The following is a 25,306-nucleotide window of genomic DNA, read 5'->3' as shown; positions in this document are numbered from 1 at the left end:
GCCGGGTCCTGCCGCGCTGGTTTGCCGCGCTTTTTCTTTAGCCGTCAGCCGTAGCACGGACAGGGCATTTTTTTGTCCTGCGCTTTTTCGTGTCCCGGCCTCTGCCGTTCTGGGCTGCGTTATCGCCTGATCCTGGGCCGTTTCGCCACAAATGCTCGAGGTCAACGTCACGGGAGTTGTGCATGCTATTCAATTCCTATTCCTTTATCTTTCTTTTTCTCCCACTTCTGCTGCTGTGCTGGCGGCTGACCGCAGGCTACGGAGCCACGCGGCTGAGTCTGGTTCTGCTGCTCTTTTCCGTAGTTTTTTACGCTCTTTGGGGCCTGCCCTTTCTGCTGCTGCTGGCGGCCATTCTGGGCATGAACTACGCGTTCGCGCTGGCCCTGGCCGACCCAAACCGGCCTGACGGCACAATGGACGAGACGGAGATCATCCCCGAAGAAGCCGAACTGGCTGGTCCCTCAGAGTCGTCGGACGCCCAGGCAGAAGGCCCTGGCTCCCGTCCGGCGAAATTCCGCAGGGGGAGGCGTCTTTTTCAGGGCAACGGGCTGAAAGGAGCACGCGCCTGGGCGTGCAGCCGCAAAGGGCTGCTGGCCATGGCCCTCATCCTGAACCTGCTGCCCCTGCTCTGGTTCAAGTACTCCTGGTTTTTCGCCCAGAACCTGGCCCTTCTTATGGGCACGCAATGGAACTTCACCCCGCCGGGGCTTCCGCTCGGCATATCCTTCTATACCTTCATACAGATCGCATGGCTGGTCAGCGTGTACCGGCGGCAGGTGACGCCGCAGGGTTTTTCGCGCCACGCCCTGTTCTCGGCCTGCTTTCCCTACGTGATTTCCGGCCCCATTGTGCGTTACGAGCAGTTGGGCCCGCAGCTTGACGATCTTTCTGGCTCCACGGCAGAGGGTCTGGCCCAGGGGTTCACGCTTTTTACCATTGGTCTTGCCAAAAAGGTGCTGCTGGCGGACGGGCTGGCCGTATATGCCAACGCCGTTTTCAACGCTGCGGAAAAAGCCTTTCCCATCAGCAGAGCCGAGGCATGGCTGGGGTCCCTGTGCTACACCTTCCAGCTGTATTTCGACTTTTCCGGCTATACGGACATGGCCATCGGCATTGGCCTCATGCTTGGCCTGCGCCTGCCTGAGAACTTCGATTCGCCCTACAAGTCCACGGGCATAGTCGATTTCTGGCGGCGCTGGCATATCACCTTGAGTTCGTGGTTGCGTGATTTTCTGTACATCCCCCTTGGCGGCAACCGCAAAGGGCGGCTCATGCAGTACCGCAATCTCTTTCTGACCATGCTTATCGGAGGCGCATGGCACGGCGCGGGCTGGACCTTCATCATCTGGGGGGCCTTGCACGGCTCCATGCTGGGCGTCAACCATTTTTTCCGGGCCTGCATCAAGGGCACCCTGCTTGAAAAGGTGCTGGCCACCCCGCCCATGCGGATTTTCTTCATCCTGTTCACCTTCCTGTGCATCAACCTTGGCTGGGTGATCTTCCGCACGGTGAGCCTTGACGGAACCGCAGCCATGTTCGGGGCCATGTTTGCCGGGCCCTTCACGGCCGAGGCCGCAGGCCTGACCGCTGATTACGCGGGCCTTTCCACTATGGGCGTTCTGGCGGCCCGGTGGCTGCCCAACAACTATTTGCAGGGCTGGCTGCCCTTTGCCCTGCTGGGCATAAGTTTTGTGCTGTGCTGGGCATTCCCCAACAGTCACGAACTGCTGCACGGCAGGCGCGACGGTTCGCGCCCGTACCTCAGTTGGCAGCCCTCGATGGCATGGGCCACAGGCCTGGCCTGCCTGGCCTTTGTGACGCTCATTCTGGTGTCGCGCAAGGCGACCTTCCTGTACTTCCAATTTTAAAGGGGCGGACACAACATGAGTAAAACCCTCACCGAATCCGCCTACCTTTCCCGGTATTTCCGTGTGCTGCTGCTTCTGGCCCTTGTGGTCGGCCTGCTGGCCCTGCCCTATACCCTGTGGTGGCTCTACAAAAGCGGCGACGTGGGCGTCGAGCGCGCGGTGGAGGCGCAGTCCTCCGGGCAGTTCGCCGTTTTCGGCTCTGGCGTCTCACAGGACTTTGTGGACTACAAGCTGCAGCTTTACGCCAAGGTCAAACCGGAAATCGCCGCCGTGGGTTCATCCCGCGTCATGCAGTTCCGGGGGGCCTACTTTCGTAAACCCTTTCTCAACGTGGGCGGCACGGCAGGCAACCTTTCGGTGCTGCGCTCCACCCTTGACGCCATGCTGGCCCTGCACAAGCCCGATGCCGTCATCATCGGCCTGGATTTCTGGTGGTTCATGCCCCAATGGCAGCCCGATCCCTTCAAGGACGAGCCCCCCACCAGCGGCTCCTACAACTACGGGTTTGAAAGCCTGAAAAAACCCTGGGCCTGGCTGCTTGAAGGAAAGATCTCCGTTCACGACCTCATTGCCCCCGTTCTGCTGGAATCGGCGGGAGGCTTCCGCGCCGGACGCTACGGCATCATGGCCCAGCAGACGGACGACGGGTTCGGCCCTGACGGCGCATGGTACTACACGGCCGAAACCACAGGGCAAAAGCGTCCCTTCGACTATCAGTTCGAGGACACGCTCAAGCAGGTGCGGCACGGCATCAAGGCCTTTTTTCGCGCCAAGCCCATTGCAGGCAGCCGCGACCCCGGCGGCATAAGCTCCGCCCATCTGGACGCCTTTGCCGAAATCTACTGTCGCCTCAAGGCGCGCGGCATAGCCACCTTTGTCTTTATTTCGCCCCTGTCCGTGAAAGTGCTGGACGCCATACGCCAGCGCGAGGCCGACTACCCGCACCTCTTCCACCTGCGGGAGGCCCTGCTGGCACGCGGCATAGACGTTATGGACTTTACGGACGCGCGCACCTTCGGCTCCAGCGATTGCGAATTTGTTGACGGCTTCCACGGCGGCGAAGTAACCTATGCGCGTATGCTGCGGGATATGGCCGATCGCTGGCCCGCCCTGCTGACGTATGTGAATATGGAAAAAATCAATGCGACCATCCGCGACTGGCGCGGGCACGCCCTGGTATTTGACCCGCGCCTTACGGACAAGCCGGAAATTGATTTCAACAATTTCAACTGTCCCAAACGTAAACCATAGGCCGCAAACGGCCTGGCAAGACCCGGGCCCGGCCGCCAGCCACTGACGCAGCGCCGAGCCACAGGAACGCCATGGCCGCGAGGCTTGGCTAGAGCATTTTGACTTTGAAAAAGTGTAAATGCTCTAACGCTGTACGAAGTGCAGCTCGCCACAACGTGGCGTGGATTCAGCCGAGCTTTAGCCGTTGCGACGAAGGAAGCTACGGATTAAGACAGCAATTGGTTAATAGAGCGAGCAGCCTGCTGATGGCTGTCGCAAATCGCATTTTTCGGCTGAATGAAAACTTTGAAATGTGAAACATTTCAAAGTTAATCTGCTCTAGGGATGGGAGCCATGCGCCGGAACACCTCCAGTTGTACAGCAGAGCCGAAAGGTTTTGCGCAAAACAGTATGCCTGCCCGCAGGGTCGTGTTGACGGCCCTGCGGGTTCACGCTCTTTGCGGCCCGACCGCGATCGGCCCGCTGAACGAAATCAGCCCGGGCGATCGCGATCTGCCAAGAAGCATCTTGCAAAATCCCATCTCGCAAAATCCCGGCCCGCATGATGCTGGCCCGCATGGTGCTGGCCCGCTCGGTTCTGGTTCGCATGATGCTGGCCCGCATGATTCTAAGGCGGAGGCTTCTGCCCTGCGCGCCACCCTTCCCGCCGCTTCAGCCCAGGTCATCGCCTCTGCCAGGGCCATCACCTCAGCCAGGGCCATCGCCTTTTTGCGTGCCATGGCGCTGTGGGGCCTGCTCCTCTGCGCTGCCTCCCTGGGAGGCATGACGCCACGCACGGCTCTGGCTGCTGCGGCCTCCATACCCACCCCAACCAACACCGAGCCCACTGTCACGACGCCTACAGTTCAAGCGCCAGTTGTTCAAACTCCCACGGTCACGGCTCCCACAATCCAGGCTCCCGCCCTGCAGGCTCCCGGCGGCGGGCAAAGGCCGGGCTGGGCAGGCAGCGGACAGCCAGCAGACAATGGCCAGCCCTCCAGAGGGCGCGAAATAATGGGATTTCTTTTTGGCGGCCAGCTGTCAGAAGCTGAAGCGGCCACTCTGCAGCAACAGGGCGGCCAGGCGGGACAGCAAGGCAGCCAGGCGGGGCAAAAGAGCAATGGCCACTCTGGCGCAGCCCCCGCCGCTCCGGGGCAGGCCCCTACCCTTTCGCCAGCCCCGGTGCCGCCGCCCGCGCCCGTGGCCCCGACGCCTGCCGTACTCGCTCCCGCCAGCCCCAGAAGTCCCGCTGCCGAAGGCATACAGCCCCAGTCGCCGGAAGCTCAACGCCGCCAGCAGCAGCTGAATCAGGAAAGGGAACGCCAGCGGCAGGAACGGGGACGCCAGGGCACGCCGCGAGCGCCGCGCGCCAAGGCTGCGGACGCCAAAAAAGACGCGGCCTCTGCGCCACATACCCCCAAAGCGACCGAGGAGGCTTCCACGCCTCACGCTCCAGCCAATGGCGGTCACGAAGCTACGGGTGGAGGAAAGCCGGAAAGTTCCCCAACCCCCGGCAGCCCTGAAGCTCAAGCCAATGAGGCCTATCAGAAGGGCGACTACGCCCAGGCCCGCGCCATCTGGCAGCATCTGGCCGAGAACGGCGACGGCCAGGCCATGAACAACCTTGGGGTGCTCTTTGACCTCGGTCAGGGTGTGGATCTGGACGAAGGGCGCGCCCTCTACTGGTTTGCCCGCTCCGCCTCCACAGGGCATCCGTCCGGCATGAGCAACTACGGGCGCATGCTGGAACAGGGGCGCGGCATTGACGCCAACCCCCAAGAGGCCGCCCGCTGGTTTGACCTCGCAGCCCGGCAGGGGCAACCCGAGGCCCAGTACAATCTCGGCCTCATGTACGAGAGCGGCCACGGCGTGCAGCAAGACCACAAGGCGGCCGCAGCCTGGTACAGCCGCGCGGCGGCCCAGCAGCAGACAGACGCCCTGGCCCGCCTCGGCCATCTTTACCGCACAGGTCAGGGGGTGGAAAAAAACCAGGCTCGCGCCACGCTTCTGCTCTATGCGGCTGCCATGCGCGGCTCCATCCACGCCATGAAGGAACTGGAAGACATGGCCGGGCCTTCCGCCTCACGCCCCGGAGCAGTGCTCTTTGGCCAGCGCCTGGACACCGCCACCAGGCCCGCCATGCGCGACGCGCTCGCCAAGGCGGGCATGCACGCGTCCCGCCAGGACGACGCCTACATCTGCGACACCTACACGCCCGGCGCGCTTGTGCCCGGCGCGCGGCAGGCGGCCTTCTGCTACGGGCCAGGCCGCCCCTCGCCCCTGGGCTTTGCGGAACTGGAATACGCCGTGCCGGACAAGGCCACGGCGCAGGCCATCGTGCGCATGGTCAGTGAGCGCTTCGGTGCGCCCTCCGCAGGAGAAAGCGACGACGACCACCTCTGGAACCTCGGCTCCGTCGTGGTGGCCACGCGCTACGAGCCCACACGCCAGCTCGTGAGCCTCATGTACATGATCCCCGCCGTCTACCATCTCACCCGCCAGGACTAGAATACTTAGGGGATTTTGTGGCTGAAAAGCTTTGTGGGGGAGGGACCCTCTTTAGACCAGATTACCTTTGAAATGTTTCACATTTCAAAGGTGTCATTCTGCCGAAAATGCGATTTCCGGCAGAATCTACGCCACGTTGTGGCGCGCTGCACTCTCGTGCAGCGTTAGAGCATTAAACCTTTTTCAAAGGTTAAATGCTCTAAAAAAGGGTCTCCTCCCCCACACCCCCTCCCCCTAAAACTTTTATTTGGTTCAGTCTGTTGCGGGGCTGCGCCTTTCCGCCCCACACGGGATCAAAACTACCCCAGATCAAAGCTGCCTTGTATGGCGGCTCAGCGGCATTCCGCCCTGGGACTCAGGAGAGGCCACCCGCATTCTTTGCCTGTCTGCACTTGACACCGTGGCCGCCGTTATATATCAACTTATCTAGATATTGTGATGAGAAACGGAAAACGGTGAAAATCCGTTGCGGACGCGCCACTGTAATCGGCACAAACCCGCGCCGTACCACTGTCCACCGACCAGCCGACAACATGTTGTGAATGCACATTCGCAGCATCGGTCTGCTCCGGGGACGGGAAGGTACGGCCACGCGCAACCACAAACGCGCAGGGGCCGGAAGCCAGGAGACGCCTCATCACCTGCCGCCATCCGGCGGCAAGGCAGTACTGTCTCGCGTTCAGGCAAGTGCCCGGTCAGGCGTTGGCGCGCCCGGCCAGAGCCGTGCGGCATTCCCATGCCGCGCGTCGGTACGGATTGCATCCGTATTGTGAAGTGGCGGCAAGACCGGCAGGTCATGCGCCATTTCAGGTATACAAGCTCTAGCGTGAAAAAGACTGCCCTTTCAACACCATATGAAAGGAGCAACCATGCGTACCCACATTCTCGGCTTTCCCTCCATGGGCAGGCAGCGTGAGCTGAAACAGGCTCTCGAATCTTTCTGGCGTGGCGACACGTCCGCCCAGGACCTCACCGGCACAGCGCACCAGCTTCAGGAAAGCCATTGGGCCATCCAGCGCGAAGCTGGGCTGAGCTACGTGACCACGGGCGATTTTTCCCTCTATGACCGCATGCTGGACACAAGCCTCATGCTTGGGGCTGTGCCCGCCCGCTTTGCCCGCTGCGGCAAGGACGCCCTGACGCGCTATTTCGCTCTGGCGCGAGGGGACGCCTCACGCAACATTCCGGCCATGGAGATGACCAAGTGGTTTGACACCAACTACCACTATCTTGTGCCGGAAATCGAAGCCGACGCCGTCTGGACGCCAGGCGAACACCCCGTGCTGGAAGCGACTCGGCGCGCCGCCGCCAGGGGCTTCACGCCCAAGGCCTCCATCATCGGCCCCTTCACCTGGCTGGCTCTGGCCAAGGGCCAGAACGGCGCAGACCCGTGGACGCGGCTGGACGAGGTGCTGGCAACCTATGCGGGGCTGCTGGAACAACTGGCTCCTCTTTGCAACTGCATCCAGATTGAAGAGCCTGTGCTCTGCACCGAACTGCTGCCTGCCACAGCAGCAGAGCGGTTCACCGAAGCGTACGCCACGCTCAATGCGGCGGTGGCCCGCGCCGGGTCAGCCAGGCTCTTGCTGGCGACCTACTTCGGCCCGCTGGAAAATCACCTTGCCCTGGCCATAAACAGCGGCTGCGCGGCCCTGCATATCGACCTTGTGCGCGGCTCCGGCCAGTTGGACGCCGTGCTCGCCGCCCTGCCCGATCACATGGCCCTGTCCCTCGGACTGGTCAACGGACGCAATATCTGGAAGACCGACTACGCGCAGGCCGCCAGCCTCATGACCCGCGCCGTGAACGCTCTTGGCGCTGATCGTGTGCTTCTGGCCTCTTCCTGCTCGCTTTTGCACAGCCCCGTGGATCTCGCGGAAGAAACCGACCTGCCCGCCCACATCAGAAGCCGCATGGCTTTTGCCGTGCAGAAATGCGCGGAACTGGCCGACCTCAAAGCCATTGCCCTTGACCAGGGCGCGGACATTCTGGCAGCCAACGCCGCCGTGCTGGCCGAGGCTCAGGCCCATGCCGACACGGTGCTGACACGGGTGCGTGAGCGCGCCGCCGCAGTGACCCCGGCCATGCTGGCCCGCAAATCCCCCTTCGCCGCGCGCAAGCAGGCCCAGGCCTGGCTGCGTCTGCCGCTTCTGCCCACCACCACCATCGGTTCTTTCCCGCAGACAGACCATATCCGTAAGACGCGGCTGGCCTTCAAACGCGGTCAAATGACCCCGGCCGACTACGAAGCCGCCATCAAGGCCGAGATTGCCGCCTGCATCAAAAAGCAGGAGGAACTTGGGCTGGACGTTCTCGTGCACGGCGAGGCCGAGCGCAACGATATGGTGGAGTATTTTGGCCAGCAGCTTGGCGGATTCTGCTTTACGCGCAATGGCTGGGTGCAGAGCTACGGCAGCCGCTGCGTCAAGCCGCCCGTCATTTATGGCGACGTGTACCGCAAGGCCCCTATGACCGTGGCCTGGGCGCGCTATGCCCAGTCCCTGACGCAAAAGCCGGTCAAGGGCATGCTCACCGGGCCAGTGACCATCCTCTGCTGGAGCTTCGTGCGCGACGACCTGCCGCGCAGCGAAGTCTGCCGCCAGATCGCCCTGGCCATCCGCGACGAGGTCAGTGACCTTGAGGCGGCGGGCATACACATCATCCAGATAGACGAGGCCGCCCTGCGCGAAGGCATGCCCCTTACTGCGGCCGAGGCCGCCGTGTACCTGCAATGGGCCGTGGATGCCTTTCTTCTGGCGTCCACTGGCGTTGAAGATCGCACACAGATGCACACCCACATGTGCTACAGCGAATTCAACGCCATCCTGCCCGCCATCGCGCGCATGGACGCCGACGTCATCAGCATCGAATCCAGCCGCAGCGGCATGGAACTGCTGGACGCCTTCACCCGCTTTCACTATGTGGGCGAGGTCGGCCCCGGCGTGTATGATATCCACAGCCCGCGCATTCCCACGGCGGACGAGATGGTGCGTCTGCTGCACCTGGCGCTGCAGCACATCGACAAAAGCCAGCTTTGGGTCAACCCCGACTGCGGCCTCAAGACACGGCGCTGGGAAGAGGCTTATCCGGCCCTGGAAAATATGGTGGCCGCTGCTCTGCGGGTGCGCGTGGAACTGACCGCCTAGGGATTTAGCGTATGCGAGGATTTGTGGGGGAGGACTCTCCCCCACGCCCCTCCCCCTAAAACTCTTGGAGCAATTTCAAAGTAAAATTGCTCTGGCGGCTGCGTGAGCCAGATTCACTAGAGCTTAGCCATAAGAACCAGCAGCTTGGCTATGAGCGGCGACAGCAGCACAATGGCATAGATGCGCACCAGGTGATACACCATAATCATAGGCGCTTCGCGTCCCGCATCTCCGGCCAGGGCCATGATGGCGTTGAAGCCGCCGGGGCTGGTGGCAAGGTAGGCGCCCTCGGCGCTCATGCCGCCAAAGCGCATGCTTATCCAGGAACAGCCGAGACCGGCGGCGAGAATGATAAAGGTCGAAAGCAGCATGATGGGCCACGTTTCACGCACAACGCTCAGCATGCCGGGACTGTACATATTGCCAACGATCACGCCCACGCAGCCGTACACCACATACCGGATCCAGTGCGGCATGAACGGCGTGCTGACGGAGCCGAGGCTTTTAAAAATGACCACGGCCACCATGGCCCCAGTCATGGGGCCGCCCGGCAGGTCAAAGTAGTCAAAAACCAGGCCTCCGGTGAGGCCCACGGCAAAAAGTGCGATCAGCGTCGTCATACAATCCTTCCTTCACGCGGCTTCGTAGTCTTTACATTTATGCGCTGGCCGCGTCATGATTTGGCGGGCCAGAACCCGCCGTCCGCACTGCATACTCCCATTGCTTCCGCACCTCAATGACGAAAATGACGAGGGGCGCATTCTTCGCATGGAAGAATGCGCCCCCCGGTAATTGCGCAGGGATAATTGCGCTGTGGTAATCGCGCTGTGGCGCTACTTCTGGAGTATGCCTATGAGCTTGTCCATGGTGGCAGAGGCATCGCCAAGCATCATGATGACGCCGGGCTTGCCGTACAGGGTGTTGTCCACCCCGGCATAGCCGGGCTTGTCGTCATAGTTGCAGATGATGACGTTTTTGGCCTCGCCAGCCTTGAGGATGGGCATGCCGTAAATGGGCGTGCCCTCGGCCGTGTTGGCCGCAGGGTTCACCACGTCGTTGGCCCCGATGACGATGGCCAGATCGGCTTCGGCAAACATCGGATTCACCACGTCCATTTCAAGCAGGTCTTCGTAATCCACGTTGGCTTCGGCAAGCAGCACGTTCATGTGGCCGGGCATGCGCCCCGCCACGGGATGGATACCGTAGCTCACCTTGACGCCCCTGGATTCCAGCAGGTCGGCAAGCTGCTTGACCTTGTGCTGGGCCTGGGCCAGTGCCATGCCGTAACCGGGCACGATAACGACGCTTTTGGCGTCCCTGAGCACCTTGTCCACCTGATCTCCGCCAGCCGCAGGAGCGGCAGGAGCGGCCCCCGCCGGGCTTTCGCCCTGTGCGTAGGCCAGCAGCTTGTCAAAGCTCTTGGAGGCATCGCCCGTCATGAGGATTACCCCATCGCGGGTATACAGGGGGTTGGGCACACCGGCGTAACCAGGCTTGTCGTCGTAGTTGCAGATGATGATGTTCTTGGCTTCTTCGGCCTTGAGGATGGGCATGCCGTAAATGGGCGTGCCTTCCGCACTGTTGGCCGCAGGGTTCACCACGTCGTTGGCTCCAACGATGACCACAAGGTCGGATTCCGCAAACATCGGGTTCACGGTGTCCATTTCAAGCAGATGTTCGTAGTCCACATTGGCTTCGGCGAGCAGCACGTTCATGTGGCCGGGCATGCGCCCCGCCACGGGATGGATGCCGTAGCTCACCTTGGCTCCCTTGCTTTCCAGAAGGTCGGCAAGCTGCTTGACCTTGTACTGGGCCTGGGCAAGGGCCATGCCGTAGCCGGGTACGATGACCACGTTTTTGGCGTTCTGCACCAGCCTGGCGGCCGCGGCTTCCTTGCTGTCGCCGCCGGATGGGGCGGCTGCGGCGGGGCTTTCGCCCTGGGCGAAGCTCACCAGACGGTCCACGGTCTTGGCCGCGTCGCCTGTCATGAGGATCACGCCGTCACGGGTATACAGGGGGTTGGGCACGCCAGCGTAGCCCGGCTTGTCGTCATAGTTGCAGATGATGATGCCCTTGGCTTCTTCAGCCTTGAGGATGGGCATGCCGTAGATGGGCGTGCCTTCAGCCGTGTTGGCCGCAGGGTTCACCACGTCGTTGGCCCCGATGACCACCACAAGGTCGGTCTCCGCAAACATCGGGTTCACGGTATCCATTTCGAGCAGATCTTCGTAATCCACGTTGGCTTCGGCAAGCAGCACGTTCATGTGGCCGGGCATGCGCCCCGCCACGGGATGGATGCCGTAGCTCACCTTGACGCCCTTGGCTTCCAGCGTGTCAGCAAGCTGCTTGACCTTGTGCTGGGCCTGGGCCAGCGCCATACCATAACCGGGCACGATAATCACGCTCTTGGCGTTGTGTACCAGCTTGGCGGCTGCGGCTTCCTTGCTGTCTCCGCCGGATGGGGCGGCGCTTTGCTCGGCCGGGGCATTGCCCTGGGCATAGTGCAGCAGGGTATCAAAGGTCTTGGCCGCGTCGCCCAGCATGAGGTGCACACCAGCGCGCTCATACAGGGGGTTGGGCACGCCGGCATAGCCCGGCTTGCTGTCATAGTTGCAGATGATGATGTTCTTGGCCTTTTCGGCATCAAGAATGGGCATGCCGTAAATGGGCGTGCCTTCCGCGCTGTTGGCCGCAGGGTTCACCACGTCGTTGGCGCCCACGATGACCACAAGGTCGGCATCGGCGAACATCGGGTTAACCGTGTCCATTTCAAGCAGATTTTCGTAGTCCACATTGGCTTCGGCAAGCAGCACGTTCATATGGCCGGGCATGCGCCCCGCCACGGGATGGATGCCGTAGCTCACCTTGGCTCCCTTGCTTTCCAGAAGGTCGGCAAGCTGCTTGACCTTGTACTGGGCCTGGGCAAGGGCCATGCCGTAGCCTGGCACGATGATCACGTTTTTGGCGTTCTGCACCAGCTTGGCCACTTCGGCCTCAGTGGATTTGACAGGGGCCGGAGCAGCTGCGGCAGCCTTGGGCGCAGCCCCACGAGCGGGCGTGACCACAGAGGACTCGCCAAGCAGGATGGACAGCAGCTTTCTGTTCATGGCCTTGCACATGATGCGCGTCAGCAAAAAGCCCGAAGAACCGATGATGCCGCCGATGGCCACCAGCAGGGGATCGCTCACCGCAAAACCCGCAATGGCGGCGCAAACGCCGCCCATGGAGTTCAGCAGCGAGATGGTGATGGGCATGTCGGCTCCGCCCACGCGGATGGTGAACCCTATGCCAAAGGCCGTGCCCGACAAAAGCATCATGAAGATGAAAAAGCCGAACAAAAAGTGCGGAAACATCGTGCCCATAAGCACGGAAAAGCCCATAACACCCAGAATGGACAGAATAATCCTGGTGTGGTCGGGCAGGATAATGGGTTTTTGCGGCAGTATCTGATGCAGTTTGCCTGCGGCCACAAAGGAGCCAGTAATGGTGGTCATGCCCATGGCCATGGCCAGGCAGGCGCTGCCGCGTTCAAAGGCCGAGGGCGCGCCCGTGTCCGTCAGTACAAGAAAGCTCACAATGGCAGCGGCACCGCCGCCGATGCCGTGCAGAAAGGCTACCATCTGCGGCATCTGGATCATCTTGACCTTGTTGGACAGGGTAAGGCCCAGCGTCATACCCACGGCAATGGCCAGCCACAGCGTGGGAGACGTCATGGAGCCGTCCTTGAACATGGTCACAAGGATGGCGAGGCCCATGGCCGAAGCGCAAAAAAGATTGCCCTTGACCGCAGTGGGAACCTTGTTCATGAGGCGTAGACCAAACAGTACAGACGCCACAAGAAGTCCGGCAATTATGTTGTAGGTTAGTGCATTCATGTCACAGCAACCCTTTCTTCTGATTTATGGTTGTAGCAGAGGCCAGAATGAAGGGTTACTTCTTTTTCCCGGCGACCATTCGAAGCATTTTGTGAGTAATGTCAAACCCGCCGAAAACGTTCACAATGGCCATGGCGACGGAAATGGCGCCCAGTATGGTGAAAAAGACGGAGCCCGCAAGATAGGTCGCCGTCACCGCACCAAGAATGATGACGCCCGAAAGGGCATTCATGGCCGACATCAGGGGCGTGTGCAGCAGGCTCGGCACATGGCTGATGATCTTGTAGCCAAGCAGCGTCGCGGCAACGAACACTGCCAGCAGGGTAATTGGGGTCATATGCTCTTCCTTGAATTTTTTTTCCGGGGCCCATGCGAGATGTCCGGGTGGCAAGCGCCGCCCGGACACTCCGCTGTAACCCAGCGCATGTGACTTTGAAAAAGTTTACATGCCCTGGCGCCGCACAGGAGTGCAGCGCGCCGTTTGCGGCGTGGATTCTGCCGGAAATGCGATTTCCGGCAGAATCCTGCTCGGTTCTATAAGCCCATGGCCTCACGCGCGCCACGGTGGACAATCTGCTTGTCGATGGTGGTCAGCGTGGATTCGATGATGGGGTCGGTTCTGTCCAGCACGATCTTGCCGTCCTTGGCCAGGAAGGAAAGCAGCTGGAACACGTTGTTGGCGAACATCCAGGTGGAGCTCGTGGGCATCATGCCGGGGATGTTCTTGGTGCCGTCAATGGTCACGCCGTGCTTGACCACCACTTCACCAGCGTCGGTCAGCTCGCAGTTGCCGCCCTGGTCAATGGAGATGTCAACGATGCTGGAGCCGGGAGCCATAGAGGCCACCATGTCTGCGGTGATCAGGATGGGGGCCAGCTTGCCGGGGATCAGGGCGGACAGGATGATGATGTCCGAATCCTTCACCAGGGGCTTCAGGGCCTCACGTTCCTTGTGCAGCCATTCGTCGCTCAGGCGCTGGGCATAGCCGCCTTCGCCAATGGCCACATCGGCGGGCACGCCCACGTCAAAGCACTTGGCGCCAAGGCTTGTGGACTGTTCGCGCGCGTCGGGACGGATGTCCACGGCGGTCACAACAGCGCCAAGGCGCTTGGCGGTGGCGACGGCCTGAAGGCCGGCCACGCCCGTGCCGATGACCAGCACGTTGGCGGGTTTGATAACGCCCACGGCCGTGCCCACCATGGGCATGAACTTGGCCAGGCGGTTGGCGGCCATGAGCACGCCCTTGTAGCCGGCCACAGTGCTCATGGAGGTCAGGGCGTCCATGCCCTGAGCGCGCGATATACGCGGGATGCCGTCAAGCGTGATGCTGATCACGCCCGTGGCCGCCAGCTTCTTCATCATTTCATGGTTCACAGGCGCGGCGGGATGCAGGAACGTGATCAGGTACTGGCCGTCACGCACCATTTCCGCTTCGTGCTTGTTCACTTTTTTGTTGAACAGGGGTTCCTTGACCTTCAGGATCACGTCGGACTTGGCAAAGATTTCCTGAACGTCCTCAACAATTTTGCCGCCAGCTTCAACATAGGCGGCGTCAGCGAAGAACGCGCCGTCGCCCGCGCCCTTCTCGACCAGAACCGTGGCGCCTTCGGCAACCATCTTCTTGACGGTATCAGGAGTTGCGGACACGCGGCGTTCGCCGTGCATAATTTCCATCGGCACACCGATAGTCATACCCTGAAACTTCATTATAAGACTCCTTGGAACTTGTTTGATTCTCTTTCCATCTTTTGTGCGGCAGCCGACGCCCTATGCGCGGTTGTCGCTCCACACTCTACTGAAAATGCTGCTACTGAGCGTCTTTCTTGTTCCACCCAAGCAGGTTGTACACAACGTTGATGCCGATGATCCAGAGCGGCCCAACTATCATGGCGATACGCGTGGATTCACCAATGGTGAGAATCACGGCCACGAACACCAGCCCAATCAAGGCAAAATAGTTGGAATAGGGGTACCAGGGCATCTTGTACGCGATCTTGCTCACCTCTTCCGGCGACTTGCTGACACGGGACTTCATCTGAACGATGATGATGGTTCCCCATATCCACACGGCCGCGAAAGTGGCGATGCTGGTCACGATGATAAAAACTTCTTCAGGCACGATATAGTTGAGAAACACGCCGATAAGCATGATGCACGAAGACACCAGGATACCGCGCGCGGGCACGTTGGCCTTACTGGTCTGACCGAAGTACTGCGGAGCGCGTTTTTGCAGTGCCAGGTTGTACAGCATACGCCCGTTGCTGTAGATGCCGCTGTTGCAGGAAGACAGGGCGGCGGTGGCCACCACGAAGTTGATGATGCCCGCAGCCGCGGCGATGCCGATGTTCTTGAAGGTCAGCACAAAGGGGCTGCCGTGTACGCCGATTTCATTCCAGGGGAAGATGCTCATGATGACGAACAGCGCGCCGATATAGAACACGAGGATTCGCCACAGCACCTTGTTGATGGCTGAGGGGATGGACTGTTCGGGGTTGCGGGCCTCACCAGCGGTGACGCCGATGAGCTCAATGCCCAAAAATGCGAACATGACCATTGATAAGGCCATAAAGACGCCGGTCATGCCGTTGGGCAAAAAGCCGCCTTCAAGGGCGTAAAGGTTGGTTATACCCGTGGGCACGCCGCCATGGCCGATGCCGAACAGGATAATGCCAAGACCGATGGCGATCATGGCGATAATGACCACAACCTTGATAAGCGCGAACCAGAATTCGAATTCGCCGAAAAGTTTTACGGAAATGAGGTTGACTGTTGTCATGGCCACCAGAGCCATCAAGGCCGGTATCCACTGTGGCAAGTCCGGCCACCAGAAGGTGCAGTACACACCCACTGCCGTGATTTCGGCCATGCCTGTGATGATCCACATGAACCAGTAAGTCCAGCCGGTTATGTAGCCCATGCGCGGGCCCATGAACATATTCGCGTAGGCGCTGAACGATCCGGACACAGGATAGGCCACAGCCACTTCACCGAGGGCGCGCATCACAAAAAAGATGACGGCCGCGCCGATGAGGTAGGACAGCAACAGGCCCGGCCCGGCGGTTCTGATGGCCGTGCTTGAGCCCAGGAACAGGCCGACGCCGATAGCTCCGCCGATGGCGATGAGCTGAATATGTCTTGACTCCAACCCACGGGTTAGAGTTTCACCAGTTACACTTTTGTTTTCGCTCGACATATGGTCTCCTTGCAAACCGTGAACGAGTTTGAATGCCAATCCTTAGACAACGAGGTTTCGTGAGTGGGGGGGGCCCTCCTTTTTCCTCATGATGATGTAGTGTATGTATCTCGAGCGGCGATCCGGTCATCCGCATATGACCGGGGTCGTCCGACCACGGGAAGCTACGGCATTCTCCTCACACAAAAAGTTGCAGGCGATGACATATGAACGGCTACAGGTTCATTCAACGTACACTCTGGGCACACGTTTGCCCACCATGCACACGATTTCATAATTGATGGTGCCGAGATGCGCGGCGATTTCGTCCGCAGGCAGTTCGGGGCTGCCGAAGAGCAGCACTTCATCACCGGCACGGACATCAGGTATGTGGCTCACATCGGTCATGCACTGGTCCATGCAGATGCGGCCGACCACGGGCGCGCGCTGGTTCCGCACGATAACTTCGGCCTTTTTGCTGAGCATGCGTGTGTAGCCGTCAGCGTAGCCGATGGGTATGGTACCGAGAATACTGTCTTTCTGCGTATGAAAAATGCTGCCATAGCTCACGCCCACGCCGGGCGGAACCTGCTTGACCATGGCCAACCGCGCCTTGAGGCGCATGGCCGGGCGCAGTTCGATGGGGATGGGGCATTCGTCCGAGGGCTTGAGCCCGTAAAGGATTATGCCCGCCCGCACCATATCGAGCTGGGCTTCGGGCATGGAAAGTATGGCAGCGCTGTTGGCGCAATGCCGGATGGCAAGGCGTATGCCGGATGCCTCCACCGCCGCCATGGCTGCCTGAAAACGCTCAAACTGCTTGAGGCAGTACGAGCGGTCGGCGCTGTCCGAACTGGCGAAGTGGGTAAACATGCCCTCAAGCACAATATTGCCAAGGCTGGACACATAGGAGCAGAAGGCCGCCGCGTCTTCGGGGCGCACGCCTATGCGCGTCATACCCGTGTCGACCTTGACATGCACCTTGACGGACATGCCAAGCCCGGCCGCAGCCGCTGACAGGGCGTCCGCCTGCTCCTTGCTGAAAATGGTCTGGGTAATGTGGTTGCTGACCACGAAAGACGCCGCCTGCGGCGGCGTATAACCAAGTATGAGAATGGGCACGGTAATGCCGGCAGCGCGTAGTGCTGCTGCCTCGTCTAGGATGGCCACGCCAAGATAGTCCGCGCCCAGGGCCACGGCTTCATGGGCAAGCGGCACCGCTCCGTGTCCATACCCGTCTGCTTTGATGATGGGGCAAAAACGCACTCCAGGCTTAAGCAGCGACCTGATCTGGCGCATGTTATGCCGCAGTGAAGAAAGGCTTATTTCCGCCCACACCGGTCTGTCAAAACTGACCACAACGTCCTCCCGTTCCGGATACCGCAATATCCACGGCTGACAATATCAGCATATGGGTCTGGCAACCCACACAAAACACTTCCTATGGACACGAGACACTATATATTCAAAAACTAAACCATTCATTCATAGTTATTTATCAACAACCGGCCTTTAAAAGAATGCTTTTTCATACGGTAAAGCATTTTCTGAAAATATACATCTTTTTCTATTTATCATGCTGGATTTGCAAAAAAGTCTGACATCATTCTTTAAAATCTTTTTGCTTTGATGTCACAATATATACAAGTGATACCATGAGTGCCACCCTATGTCCATGCCTGCAAAAAAATTTGCAGCAATTCTTTGGCAGACGGCTTTTTGCGAAATGATAAAATATATAATTTTCAGTATCTTATCATAAAAAATATACGTTCCGTCTACAAAAAAAGGTTAGCGCCTCACCTTCGCTGACTGCAAAAAACCTTCAAGACCCTTGCCCCCAGAACCATGTCCGGTTCGAAAAATCCGCGCTGCTGGCTGCTCCCGCAACACTACGGGTCGATCAATCAACCAAACATCCCCGCCGTATCTACGCGCTGCATTTACAAAAGTTTGTAAGCAGCGCTTTTCAGCATAACCATCTATAACCACAAAATTTATCACATAATTTTCAGCCACGAAAAAATACGGCTATTTTACTCATGTAATTTCAGGATGTTTGCTCTCTGGAAAAAAATTTCCTGTCATTTCTTCCTGCTATACACGCCGGTACGGTTGTTGCCCCATTTCATAATAATTGCCGCCGTGAGCATCCATAACCACAATAGCGGGAAAATCCTCAACCTCAAGAGCGGCCAGGGCTTCCGGCCCCAGATCGCCATAGGCCAGCACCGTATATTTTTTGATGCTGCGCGCCACCAGCGCCCCGGCGCCGCCAATGGCCGCCAGATAGGGCGCGCCAAAACCCCGTATGGCTTGTGCCACTGCTTCGCTGCGGTATCCCTTGCCTATCATGCCCTTGAGGCCCAACTCCAGAAGTTGCGGCGTATAGGCGTCCATACGGCCGGACGTGGTCGGCCCGGCTGCGCCGATGACCTGTCCCGGCTTCGCCGGGCTTGGCCCCAGATAGTAGACCACCGCACCCTTCAGATCCACGGGCAGGGGTTCGCCCTTTGCCAGGCTTTCAACCATGCGTTTGTGCGCGGCGTCGCGCGCGGCCAGCAGCGTGCCTGTAATAAGCACCCTGTCGCCCGCCTGCAGCGAGCGGGCGGTGGCGTCGTCAAAGGGAGCCGTGACGCGTTTGACGTTCTGATCTGCCATGGGGCCTCCTACAGCACCACTTCGGCGTGGCGCGCCGCATGGCAATTGATGTTCACGGCCACGGGCAGACTCGCAATATGGGTGGGGGCCCACTCCACATGCACCTTGAGCGCGGTCACGAGGCCGCCGAATCCCTGCGGGCCGATGCCCGTGCTGTTGACAAGGTCAAGCAACTCTTCTTCCAGTGCGGCGTAACGGCCATCGGCATTACGGCTTTCAAGGTCGCGGGCGGCGGCGCGTTTGGCGCAGAGTGCGGCCACTTCCATGGTGCCGCCAATACCCACGCCAACCACCATGGGCGGACAGGCGCTGGGCCCGGCGCTCCTGACGGCCTCCAGAACCACCCGGCGCACGCCGTCGATCCCGTCTGCGGGCACCAGCATTCTGAGCAGGCTTTTGTTTTCCGACCCCGCCCCCTTGGGGGCCAGCCGCAAACGCAGGGCGTCACCCGGCACAATGCGCGTATGGATGACAGCCGGGGCATTGTCCCCGGTATTTTTTCGCTCAAACAGCGGTTCCGCCACACAGGACTTACGCAGATACCCTTGCGTGTAGCCGCGACGCACGCCCTCATGAATGGCCGATTCAAAATCACCGCCCACAATGCGCACGTCCTGGCCCACGCTGGCAAAAACCACGGCCAGGCCCGTGTCCTGGCAGATGGGCATGTTCTCGGCCCTGGCCAGGGCGGCATTTTCCTGCAACTGTTCCAGGATGGCCTGTCCTATGGGCGAAGATTCCTCTTGCCTGGCGCGGGCCAGCCCCGCCACCATGTCGTCGGGCAGCAGGCAGCAGGCGTCAACGGCCATGCGGGCCACTGCCCGCGATATTTCCTCGGTGGTGATTTCTTTCATGGCACACATAGAGTTTCCGGTTTGAGTTCGCCTATGGATGGCAACCACAAGGCGTACCAGCAAAAAAGCAGGAACAACCGCTGAGGGTGATCTTCATCCACCCGGAAATATACATTTTTTTTGAGGATCAGCATAGCCATAATGCACGCTCTGTCAAACAACATTATGGTACTAGTTTGATGCGAAATTGTATCAAGTTCCTCTGTAAAAAAGCAATGCCTATACGCGCTTACCCGGCGCGGTTTCGGACATTTTTTCCATGCATTTTTCACCATCATTGTGGAAAGATTCAAGTTTATTTTATACAATTTTGTACTGACTCCGGTGGGACGCAACCCGGCGCAACGGCCGCAAACATCCGCCAGCGGTGCCGGGATTATCTGCTCTGCAACCGTATAAATCCTGCCTGCGGCAAAAAAACAGCGCACAGCCGGAGTCGCGTTGGCCGTGCGCTGTCGCGCTGCTAGAGCGCACCTTTCTGCCCTAGAGCATTTTAACTTTGAGCTGTCGCTATCCGTAAGCGGCAAAGAACCGCTAACGGCTACCGCAAATCGCATTTTTCGGCTGAATGAAAACTTTTAACTGCGAAACATTTCAAAGTTAATCTGCTCCAGGAAAGGCTCGTCAGTGAGACTTTCCCATGCAAATATTCTGCCTCTGCTCCTGTCCCTGATCTGGCCCCTGATCTGGCCCCTGCTCCTGTCCCTGCTCTGGCCCCTGCTCCTGCAAATGTCGCAGGCAGCGGCCAGGGCTGTCAAAACCGCGCCGCAGATCGGCATAGTTGGGCACCATCCGGGCGCGACCGTGATCATAAAGAATCAGGCTGCCCGCGAACACGTCCACATCGCCGGGATCATGCGTAATAATCACCGCCGGTATGGTGAGATCCGCCATCAGTTCCAGCAGTTCTTCGCGCAGACGCTCACGCAGCAACGGATCAAGCGCCGAGAACGGCTCGTCCAGCAGCAGAAGCTCCGGTTCGGCATTGAGCGCGCGGGCCAAAGCCGCGCGCTGCCGCTGGCCGCCGGAAAGCTGTGAAGGCAGGCTGCGGGCCAGATGCCCGATGCCGAACCGCTCGAGCATGTCCTGTGCGCGCTGATGCTGGGCCGCGCACACGCGCCATGGCCAGAGGCCGGTGCCGCTGTAGGCCACATTCTGCAACAGGGTCAGATGCGGAAACAGGGCGTAATCCTGGAACATGTAGCCGATTTTGCGGCGCTGGGCGGGCACAAAGACATTGCTGGCCCCATCATACAGCGTGCGTCCGCCAAGAAGGATATGGCCGGAATCCGGGCGCACCAGCCCGGCAAGACACTGCATGGTCAGGCTCTTGCCCGAACCGGAAGGCCCGAAGAGCACCACGTTCTTGTGATCCCCGCCTATCTCATAGTCTACGTCCAGGCTGAAAGGCACTGCCGCGTTTTTGAAGCTCTTGTACAAACGCAGGGAAATCATCGCCGCCGCCTTTTCAGTTTCAACAGCAATTCCGCAGCCATGAGCAGACCCACGCAGGCAAGGGAAGTGACCACCACAAGCCAGGTGGCCTGCGCGTCGTTGCCAGCCTGAAAGGCGTCATAAATGGCCAGGGCCAGCGTCTGGGTCTTGCCGGGGATGTTGCCCGCAATCATGAGCGTTGCGCCGAATTCGCCCATCCCGCGCGCAAACGCCAGCATAAGTCCGGCAAAAATGCCCTTCCAGGCCAGCGGCAGGGACACGCTGACGAACACGCGCCACTCCGAAGCGCCGAGGGTACGGGCGGCGTCTTCCAGGTGCCCGTCCACCTGCTCCAGAGCCGCTCTGGCGGATTTGTAAATAAGCGGAAACACCACCACCGTGGCCGCCACTACCGCGCCCTTCCACGAAAAGATGAGATTGATGCCGAGTTCTGCCAGCCAGTGGCCGAACACCCCTCGCCGCCCCACCAGCAAGATGAGGTAGTAGCCCAGCACCGTGGGCGGCAAAACCAGCGGCAGGGTACACAGGGCGTCCAGCAGCGCGGGCATGGGGCCTTTTTTGCGGGCCAGCGCCCAGGCCATGAGCGTGGCCGCCACAAAGGACACCAGCGTGGCCGTGCCAGCCACCCGGAGCGAAAGCTCCAGCGGGCTCCAGATGGAAATGCCGTCAAAGTCCATTAAAACGCGCCCCCTCCACACATTGCTGGCACATGCGGCCCTTCGCCGCACGCTCTCTTGTCCCTGCCCATCCCCCGCCCGCACTGGCGCGTCGATCCGCCCTGCGCGGGCAAGACTGCGCTGTCGGCCTGTTCCGCCCGGACTGCGCTGGCAGTACGAACTGCGCGAATGGCGCACAGCGCACGGCCAGTGCGGACAGTGCGAACTGCACGAACGGTATGAACTGAACGACCTGCGCGGGTCAGTGCTGCCCGCGCAAACGGGTCTGGGCTGGCAGCAGTTGGGGCCTTTTGGCCGTATGCCCCACAAGCGGGCACTGCAAATTTCAGGCCCAGGAAATTTTCAACCCCGCCCGCTGCCCCGAACAACAGCGGGCAAGCCAGCGTAAAACCGGCAGGAACAAAACCGCGCCGAGCGCTGCTGACGCCCGGCGCGACGCGGTTGTTCCTTGTGAGCCTTTTATCTACAACGCACTGCAACTGTTGGCCAGAGCCAGAGTACCTTTACAATACTTCACAGTACCCGTGCCGCTGCACATCCGCAAAAACTCCTGCCTACGGCTTGGAAAAGCCGTACCTGGCCAGAACCGCCTGCCCTTCGGGCGAGAGCACGAAATCGATGAATGCCTGGCCCATCTTGGGGTTGGAGCCAGTAAGGGCAACGGCAATGGGGTAGGTCACGGGTTCGTGTCCGCCCACAACCATCACCACGTCCACCTTGTCAGCCATCTGCTTGGCGTCGGTGGCGTACACAAAACCTGCGTCCACTTCGCCTCGGGCCACGTAGTCCAGCACCTGACGCACGCTGTTGCCCTGAATAAGGGCTGCCTGCACGGCTTCCCACAGTTTGGCGTTGCCAAGGGCGTCCTTGGTGTAGCGGCCCACGGGTACAGAGTCGGGATTGCCGATGGCGATCTTCTTGAACTTCTTGAGTTCGTCAAGCTTGGCAGGCTTCTTGCTGCCAGCGGGGACAATAAGAACCAGATCGTTTTCGGCAAAGTTCACGCGCGTGGCGGGGTTCACAACCTTGGCGGCCACGGCTTTGTCCATGGTGGCCTGGTCGGCGGAAGCAAAGACGTCCACGGGTGCGCCTTCCTGAATCTGCTTGAGCAGGGGGTTGGACGCGGCAAAGTTCACATTGACCTTGAGATCGGCGTGGCGCTTTTCAAACATGCCTTTCAGTTCGGTGAAGGCATTGGTCAGGCTGGCCGCGCCTGAAACGGTCATTTCAGCTGCCTGCGCGGGAAGAACCAGCAGTCCTGTACAAGCCAGAGCAAGAAAAATGCGTGAAAAGAACGGTTTTTTCATGTGCTTCTCCTGAGCGCCGCAGCGCGGCAATTTTGTTTATCTCATACAGGAGTAGGCCAAACGGGCAATACAATCACGTTTTTTGCAAAAACCGTGATGACTGTACAACGTGACAGTTTTACATGTACAAGATCCAAAAAATGGCAGGATCCGGCATGGAAAAAAATAAAAACCGTGAGGAAATGGCCGCGCTGCTGCGCACCCTTTCTTCAGCCGACCGGGCATGGCTGCGCCAGCGCCTCATGCGCCGCGACTCCGCTGCGCTGTTGCAGGACACCGGCCGCATAAGCCCCCGCGAACTGCTGGCCGTGGAAACGTGGCTGTGGGAAAAGGCCAGTGTGGCCCGTGGCCCGCGCGAAAAGCGCCCTCGCCTGCGCATGTGGCTCATTTTTATGCTTTTACGCTATGCCGCACTGCGCCTTGTGGAAATTTTCAACCTCAAGCCTTCCCATCTGGATCTGCAGGAAGGCATCATCCGTGTGCCGGATGGCGACGGAACCCCAGGACGCGAGGTTCCCCTGCCGCTGACCGTAAGCCGCCGCCTGCGCCGCGTGCTTGAAGACCCCGCGCTCTTTCCTGAAAGTCAGGATCTCATGCGCTGCGACGCCAGCTACGTGCGTCGCTGCCTGCAACAGTGCGGGGCCGCCTGTGGCCTGCCCAAGGGGCTTTTAAGCGCCCGCGCCCTGCGCCACAGCCGCGCGCTCGAACTGGGACGCCAGGGCCTGCCCCTGCCTGTGGTGGACATTTTTTTGGGACGCCGCGCTGCTCCGGGACAAAACAGCATCGTGCGCTGCGACCCGCAGGAGGCCCGCCGTCTTCTGCGCGAACAACTGCAAAGGGAGCGCCCCATGAAAACCAGTGCCAGAAACGTCTTTCAGGGGCGCATTACCTCACTGCGACAGACCGGCATCATGGTGGAAGTGGTGCTGCGCACTGCCGGCGGCCTGCGCATCGTCTCGCTTATCACGGACGAAAGCTGCCGCACCCTGGCCCTGACCGAGGGCAAACTGGTCAACGCCAGCGTCAAGGCCCCATGGGTTCTTGTGTCGCCGGGTGAATTTGCCAAAAATTCCCCGCCTCCGGCGGAAAACTGCTTTCTCGGCGTGATTGAAAAGGTACGCGAGGATCAAATGGTGGCAGAAGTTGTGGTGGCCCTGCCCGAAGGCAGCCTTGTGTGCGCCATACAAAGCTGCTGCCTTGAATCTTCCGGCGCGTTCAAAGTGGGACAAAAAGCCACCGTGCTGTTCAAATCTTTTTCTGTCATTCTGAATCTGGATTAAGGCTGTTTACGGATGAGATATTTTGTGGGGGAGGGACCCTTTTGCAAAAGGGTCTCCTCCCCCACACCCCCTCCCCCTAAAACTTTTACTGCCTTTCATGTAGAGCAATTTAAAAATGGAGCAAGGCCGCCAAACGGAATACATCAGCGTTTCCTTACCCGCCGTACCATTCCGGCCGCGCCTCCGGCACATCCGCCGCCTTGCCCTGCCAAAGATCGCGTGCTGTCATGGCACGCCGAAGGTCAGTGATGACGCCGCGCTTTTCCGCCGCCCAGGCCGGGGCCAGCAGTTCGCCGGGGGCCGGGTCGCTCTGCACCCGGTGCATGATCATGGTCGAGGGAATGCGCGGCAGGGCCGCGCAAAGCAGATCCACATATTCGTCGCGGGCCAGGGGCTTGTAGCCGCCCTCCTCATACTGGCGGGCCAGGGCCGTGCCCAGCGGCACGTAGACATTGTGTATTTTCAGCCCGCGTAGCGGCAGCGAGAGCGCCCAGTCAAGGCTTTGTAAAAAAGCTTTTTCATCCTCGCCCGGCAGTCCGGCCATGAGATGCCCGCACACCGCAAGGCCCCGCGCGGCCGCCGCGCGCACGGCCCACTCGGAACACGCGGCGTTGTGCCCACGGTTTATGCGCCTGAGCGTGGCGTCATGCATGCTTTGCAGACCAAGCTCCAGCCACACCTCGGCAAGGCCGCTTTTCTGCCCATTGTCTCCGTCAGCATTTCGCGTATAGTGCTTTGCATCACGTACGGTGACGCTGACAGGTGCGCCGCAGGCAGCCAACATGTCCAGTTTGCGCTGGTCAAGACAGTCCGGCCGCGTGCCCACGGCCACACCAAGGCAGCCGGGCAGGGCCGCTACCTGTTGGAGCAAAAGTTGCAAGCGTTCTGGCGAACCGTAGGTATTGGAGTAGGACTGAAGATAGGCCATAAAGGCCCTGTCTGCATCGGTTGTACGGTACTTTTCAAGCCAGGCCAGCCATTGGTTGTCCAGGGAAAAGCCGCGCCCGCCAAGGCCGGAACCGGAACCGGAAGCATTGCAGAACGTGCAGCCGCAACGCGAGAGCGCTCCGTCGCGATTGGGACAGGAAGCTCCCGCGTCAAGTGGAATTTTTTGCACCCGTGTGCCGTATTTACGGCGAAAATACACGGCCAGAGTATGCCAGCGCAGCATGTTTACAAGCCTTGACGGCGGAATAATCCGGGTAGCGGCGGGGACAAAGATTTTGAACCTCGCGCCAGCCATCTTGACTTCGCGCCCGATTTAGCAGAACAG

The 25,306-nt window shown here is 60.0% G+C and carries 17 protein-coding genes and 1 riboswitch; of the genes, 5 read left to right on the top strand and 12 right to left on the bottom strand.

Going from position 1 to position 25,306, the window contains the following annotated elements; genetic code table 11:
- The first annotated feature begins 182 nt into the window (after positions 1-182).
- The 4 genes from RBR41_RS05980 (at position 183) to metE (ending at position 8,752) form a co-directional block, all read left to right on the top strand.
- Entirely contained in the window at positions 183-1,868 is a 1,686-nt protein-coding gene (locus RBR41_RS05980) for an MBOAT family O-acyltransferase (RefSeq protein ID WP_320351671.1), read from the top strand.
- 15 nt (positions 1,869-1,883) lie between these two features.
- Positions 1,884-3,119, top strand: a complete 1,236-nt coding sequence (locus RBR41_RS05975) for a hypothetical protein (protein WP_320351670.1) — start codon at positions 1,884-1,886, stop codon at positions 3,117-3,119.
- Positions 3,120-3,626: 507 nt separating this feature from the next.
- Positions 3,627-5,606, top strand: a complete 1,980-nt coding sequence (locus tag RBR41_RS05970; protein ID WP_320351669.1) for a tetratricopeptide repeat protein — start codon at positions 3,627-3,629, stop codon at positions 5,604-5,606.
- 411 nt (positions 5,607-6,017) lie between these two features.
- Positions 6,018-6,258, top strand: a riboswitch (cobalamin riboswitch).
- A gap of 217 nt (positions 6,259-6,475) precedes the next feature.
- On the top strand, positions 6,476-8,752 hold the full coding sequence (gene metE, locus RBR41_RS05965) for a 5-methyltetrahydropteroyltriglutamate--homocysteine S-methyltransferase (RefSeq protein WP_320351668.1): 2,277 nt from the start codon (positions 6,476-6,478) through the stop codon (positions 8,750-8,752).
- A gap of 116 nt (positions 8,753-8,868) precedes the next feature.
- On the opposite strand, the gene RBR41_RS05960 is transcribed toward metE, so the two are convergent.
- The 11 genes from RBR41_RS05960 to modA form a co-directional block, all read right to left on the bottom strand.
- Positions 8,869-9,372, bottom strand: a complete 504-nt coding sequence (locus tag RBR41_RS05960; RefSeq protein ID WP_320351667.1) for an AbrB family transcriptional regulator — start codon at positions 9,370-9,372, stop codon at positions 8,869-8,871.
- A 213-nt stretch (positions 9,373-9,585) separates the two neighbouring features.
- Positions 9,586-12,627, bottom strand: coding sequence for an NAD(P)(+) transhydrogenase (Re/Si-specific) subunit beta (locus RBR41_RS05955; protein WP_320351666.1), 3,042 nt, complete (start codon positions 12,625-12,627; stop codon positions 9,586-9,588).
- Positions 12,628-12,682: 55 nt separating this feature from the next.
- Positions 12,683-12,964 carry an NAD(P) transhydrogenase subunit alpha gene (locus RBR41_RS05950; protein WP_179980264.1) on the bottom strand — a complete coding sequence of 94 codons (282 nt, stop codon included), beginning with the start codon at positions 12,962-12,964 and terminating at the stop codon, positions 12,683-12,685.
- Between the two features lie 197 nt (positions 12,965-13,161).
- On the bottom strand, positions 13,162-14,334 hold the full coding sequence (locus RBR41_RS05945; protein ID WP_320351665.1) for an NAD(P) transhydrogenase subunit alpha: 1,173 nt from the start codon (positions 14,332-14,334) through the stop codon (positions 13,162-13,164).
- Positions 14,335-14,434: 100 nt separating this feature from the next.
- Positions 14,435-15,820 (bottom strand): amino acid permease, encoded by a 1,386-nt coding sequence (locus tag RBR41_RS05940; RefSeq protein WP_320351664.1) that lies wholly within the window; start codon positions 15,818-15,820, stop codon positions 14,435-14,437.
- Between the two features lie 222 nt (positions 15,821-16,042).
- Positions 16,043-17,158, bottom strand: coding sequence for an alanine racemase (gene alr / locus RBR41_RS05935; RefSeq protein WP_320351663.1), 1,116 nt, complete (start codon positions 17,156-17,158; stop codon positions 16,043-16,045).
- 738 nt (positions 17,159-17,896) lie between these two features.
- Positions 17,897-18,460 (bottom strand): Fe-S-containing hydro-lyase, encoded by a 564-nt coding sequence (locus RBR41_RS05930; protein WP_320351662.1) that lies wholly within the window; start codon positions 18,458-18,460, stop codon positions 17,897-17,899.
- 8 nt (positions 18,461-18,468) lie between these two features.
- Positions 18,469-19,314: a fumarate hydratase gene (locus RBR41_RS05925; protein ID WP_320351720.1), complete on the bottom strand. Its 846-nt coding sequence runs from the start codon at positions 19,312-19,314 to the stop codon at positions 18,469-18,471.
- Positions 19,315-19,938: 624 nt separating this feature from the next.
- Positions 19,939-20,769, bottom strand: a complete 831-nt coding sequence (locus tag RBR41_RS05920) for an ATP-binding cassette domain-containing protein (RefSeq protein WP_320351661.1) — start codon at positions 20,767-20,769, stop codon at positions 19,939-19,941.
- Positions 20,766-21,446 (bottom strand): molybdate ABC transporter permease subunit, encoded by a 681-nt coding sequence (gene modB / locus RBR41_RS05915; RefSeq protein ID WP_320351660.1) that lies wholly within the window; start codon positions 21,444-21,446, stop codon positions 20,766-20,768. The genes RBR41_RS05920 and modB overlap by 4 nt, the downstream gene beginning before the upstream one ends.
- Before the next feature lie 554 nt (positions 21,447-22,000).
- Positions 22,001-22,753, bottom strand: a complete 753-nt coding sequence (gene modA / locus RBR41_RS05910) for a molybdate ABC transporter substrate-binding protein (RefSeq protein WP_320351659.1) — start codon at positions 22,751-22,753, stop codon at positions 22,001-22,003.
- Between the two features lie 155 nt (positions 22,754-22,908).
- Here modA and RBR41_RS05905 point away from each other — a divergent pair, with 155 nt between their 5' ends.
- On the top strand, positions 22,909-24,033 hold the full coding sequence (locus tag RBR41_RS05905; RefSeq protein ID WP_320351658.1) for a TOBE domain-containing protein: 1,125 nt from the start codon (positions 22,909-22,911) through the stop codon (positions 24,031-24,033).
- A 154-nt stretch (positions 24,034-24,187) separates the two neighbouring features.
- Here RBR41_RS05905 and RBR41_RS05900 read toward each other — a convergent pair whose 3' ends face one another.
- Entirely contained in the window at positions 24,188-25,204 is a 1,017-nt protein-coding gene (locus RBR41_RS05900) for a TIGR01212 family radical SAM protein (RefSeq protein WP_320351657.1), read from the bottom strand.
- Between the last annotated feature and the right edge of the window lie 102 nt (positions 25,205-25,306).

This window comes from Desulfovibrio sp., assembly GCF_034006445.1.
GTDB lineage: Bacteria > Desulfobacterota > Desulfovibrionia > Desulfovibrionales > Desulfovibrionaceae > Desulfovibrio.
This window is presented reverse-complemented; position numbering and strand designations above follow the sequence as displayed.

Excerpts from the sequence above, each read along its gene's own strand:
- modB (WP_320351660.1), bottom strand. The coding sequence starts at position 21,446 with ATGGACTTTGACGGCATTTCCATCTGGAGCCCGCTGGAGCTTTCGCTC.
- RBR41_RS05980 (WP_320351671.1), top strand. The coding sequence starts at position 183 with ATGCTATTCAATTCCTATTCCTTTATCTTTCTTTTTCTCCCACTTCTG.
- RBR41_RS05940 (WP_320351664.1), bottom strand. The coding sequence starts at position 15,820 with ATGTCGAGCGAAAACAAAAGTGTAACTGGTGAAACTCTAACCCGTGGG.
- RBR41_RS05925 (WP_320351720.1), bottom strand. The coding sequence starts at position 19,314 with ATGAAAGAAATCACCACCGAGGAAATATCGCGGGCAGTGGCCCGCATG.
- RBR41_RS05975 (WP_320351670.1), top strand. The coding sequence starts at position 1,884 with ATGAGTAAAACCCTCACCGAATCCGCCTACCTTTCCCGGTATTTCCGT.
- RBR41_RS05955 (WP_320351666.1), bottom strand. The coding sequence starts at position 12,627 with ATGAATGCACTAACCTACAACATAATTGCCGGACTTCTTGTGGCGTCT.
- RBR41_RS05905 (WP_320351658.1), top strand. The coding sequence starts at position 22,909 with ATGGAAAAAAATAAAAACCGTGAGGAAATGGCCGCGCTGCTGCGCACC.
- RBR41_RS05950 (WP_179980264.1), bottom strand. The coding sequence starts at position 12,964 with ATGACCCCAATTACCCTGCTGGCAGTGTTCGTTGCCGCGACGCTGCTT.
- RBR41_RS05945 (WP_320351665.1), bottom strand. The coding sequence starts at position 14,334 with ATGAAGTTTCAGGGTATGACTATCGGTGTGCCGATGGAAATTATGCAC.
- metE (WP_320351668.1), top strand. The coding sequence starts at position 6,476 with ATGCGTACCCACATTCTCGGCTTTCCCTCCATGGGCAGGCAGCGTGAG.
- RBR41_RS05930 (WP_320351662.1), bottom strand. The coding sequence starts at position 18,460 with ATGGCAGATCAGAACGTCAAACGCGTCACGGCTCCCTTTGACGACGCC.
- RBR41_RS05960 (WP_320351667.1), bottom strand. The coding sequence starts at position 9,372 with ATGACGACGCTGATCGCACTTTTTGCCGTGGGCCTCACCGGAGGCCTG.
- modA (WP_320351659.1), bottom strand. The coding sequence starts at position 22,753 with ATGAAAAAACCGTTCTTTTCACGCATTTTTCTTGCTCTGGCTTGTACA.
- RBR41_RS05920 (WP_320351661.1), bottom strand. The coding sequence starts at position 20,769 with ATGATTTCCCTGCGTTTGTACAAGAGCTTCAAAAACGCGGCAGTGCCT.
- RBR41_RS05900 (WP_320351657.1), bottom strand. The coding sequence starts at position 25,204 with ATGCTGCGCTGGCATACTCTGGCCGTGTATTTTCGCCGTAAATACGGC.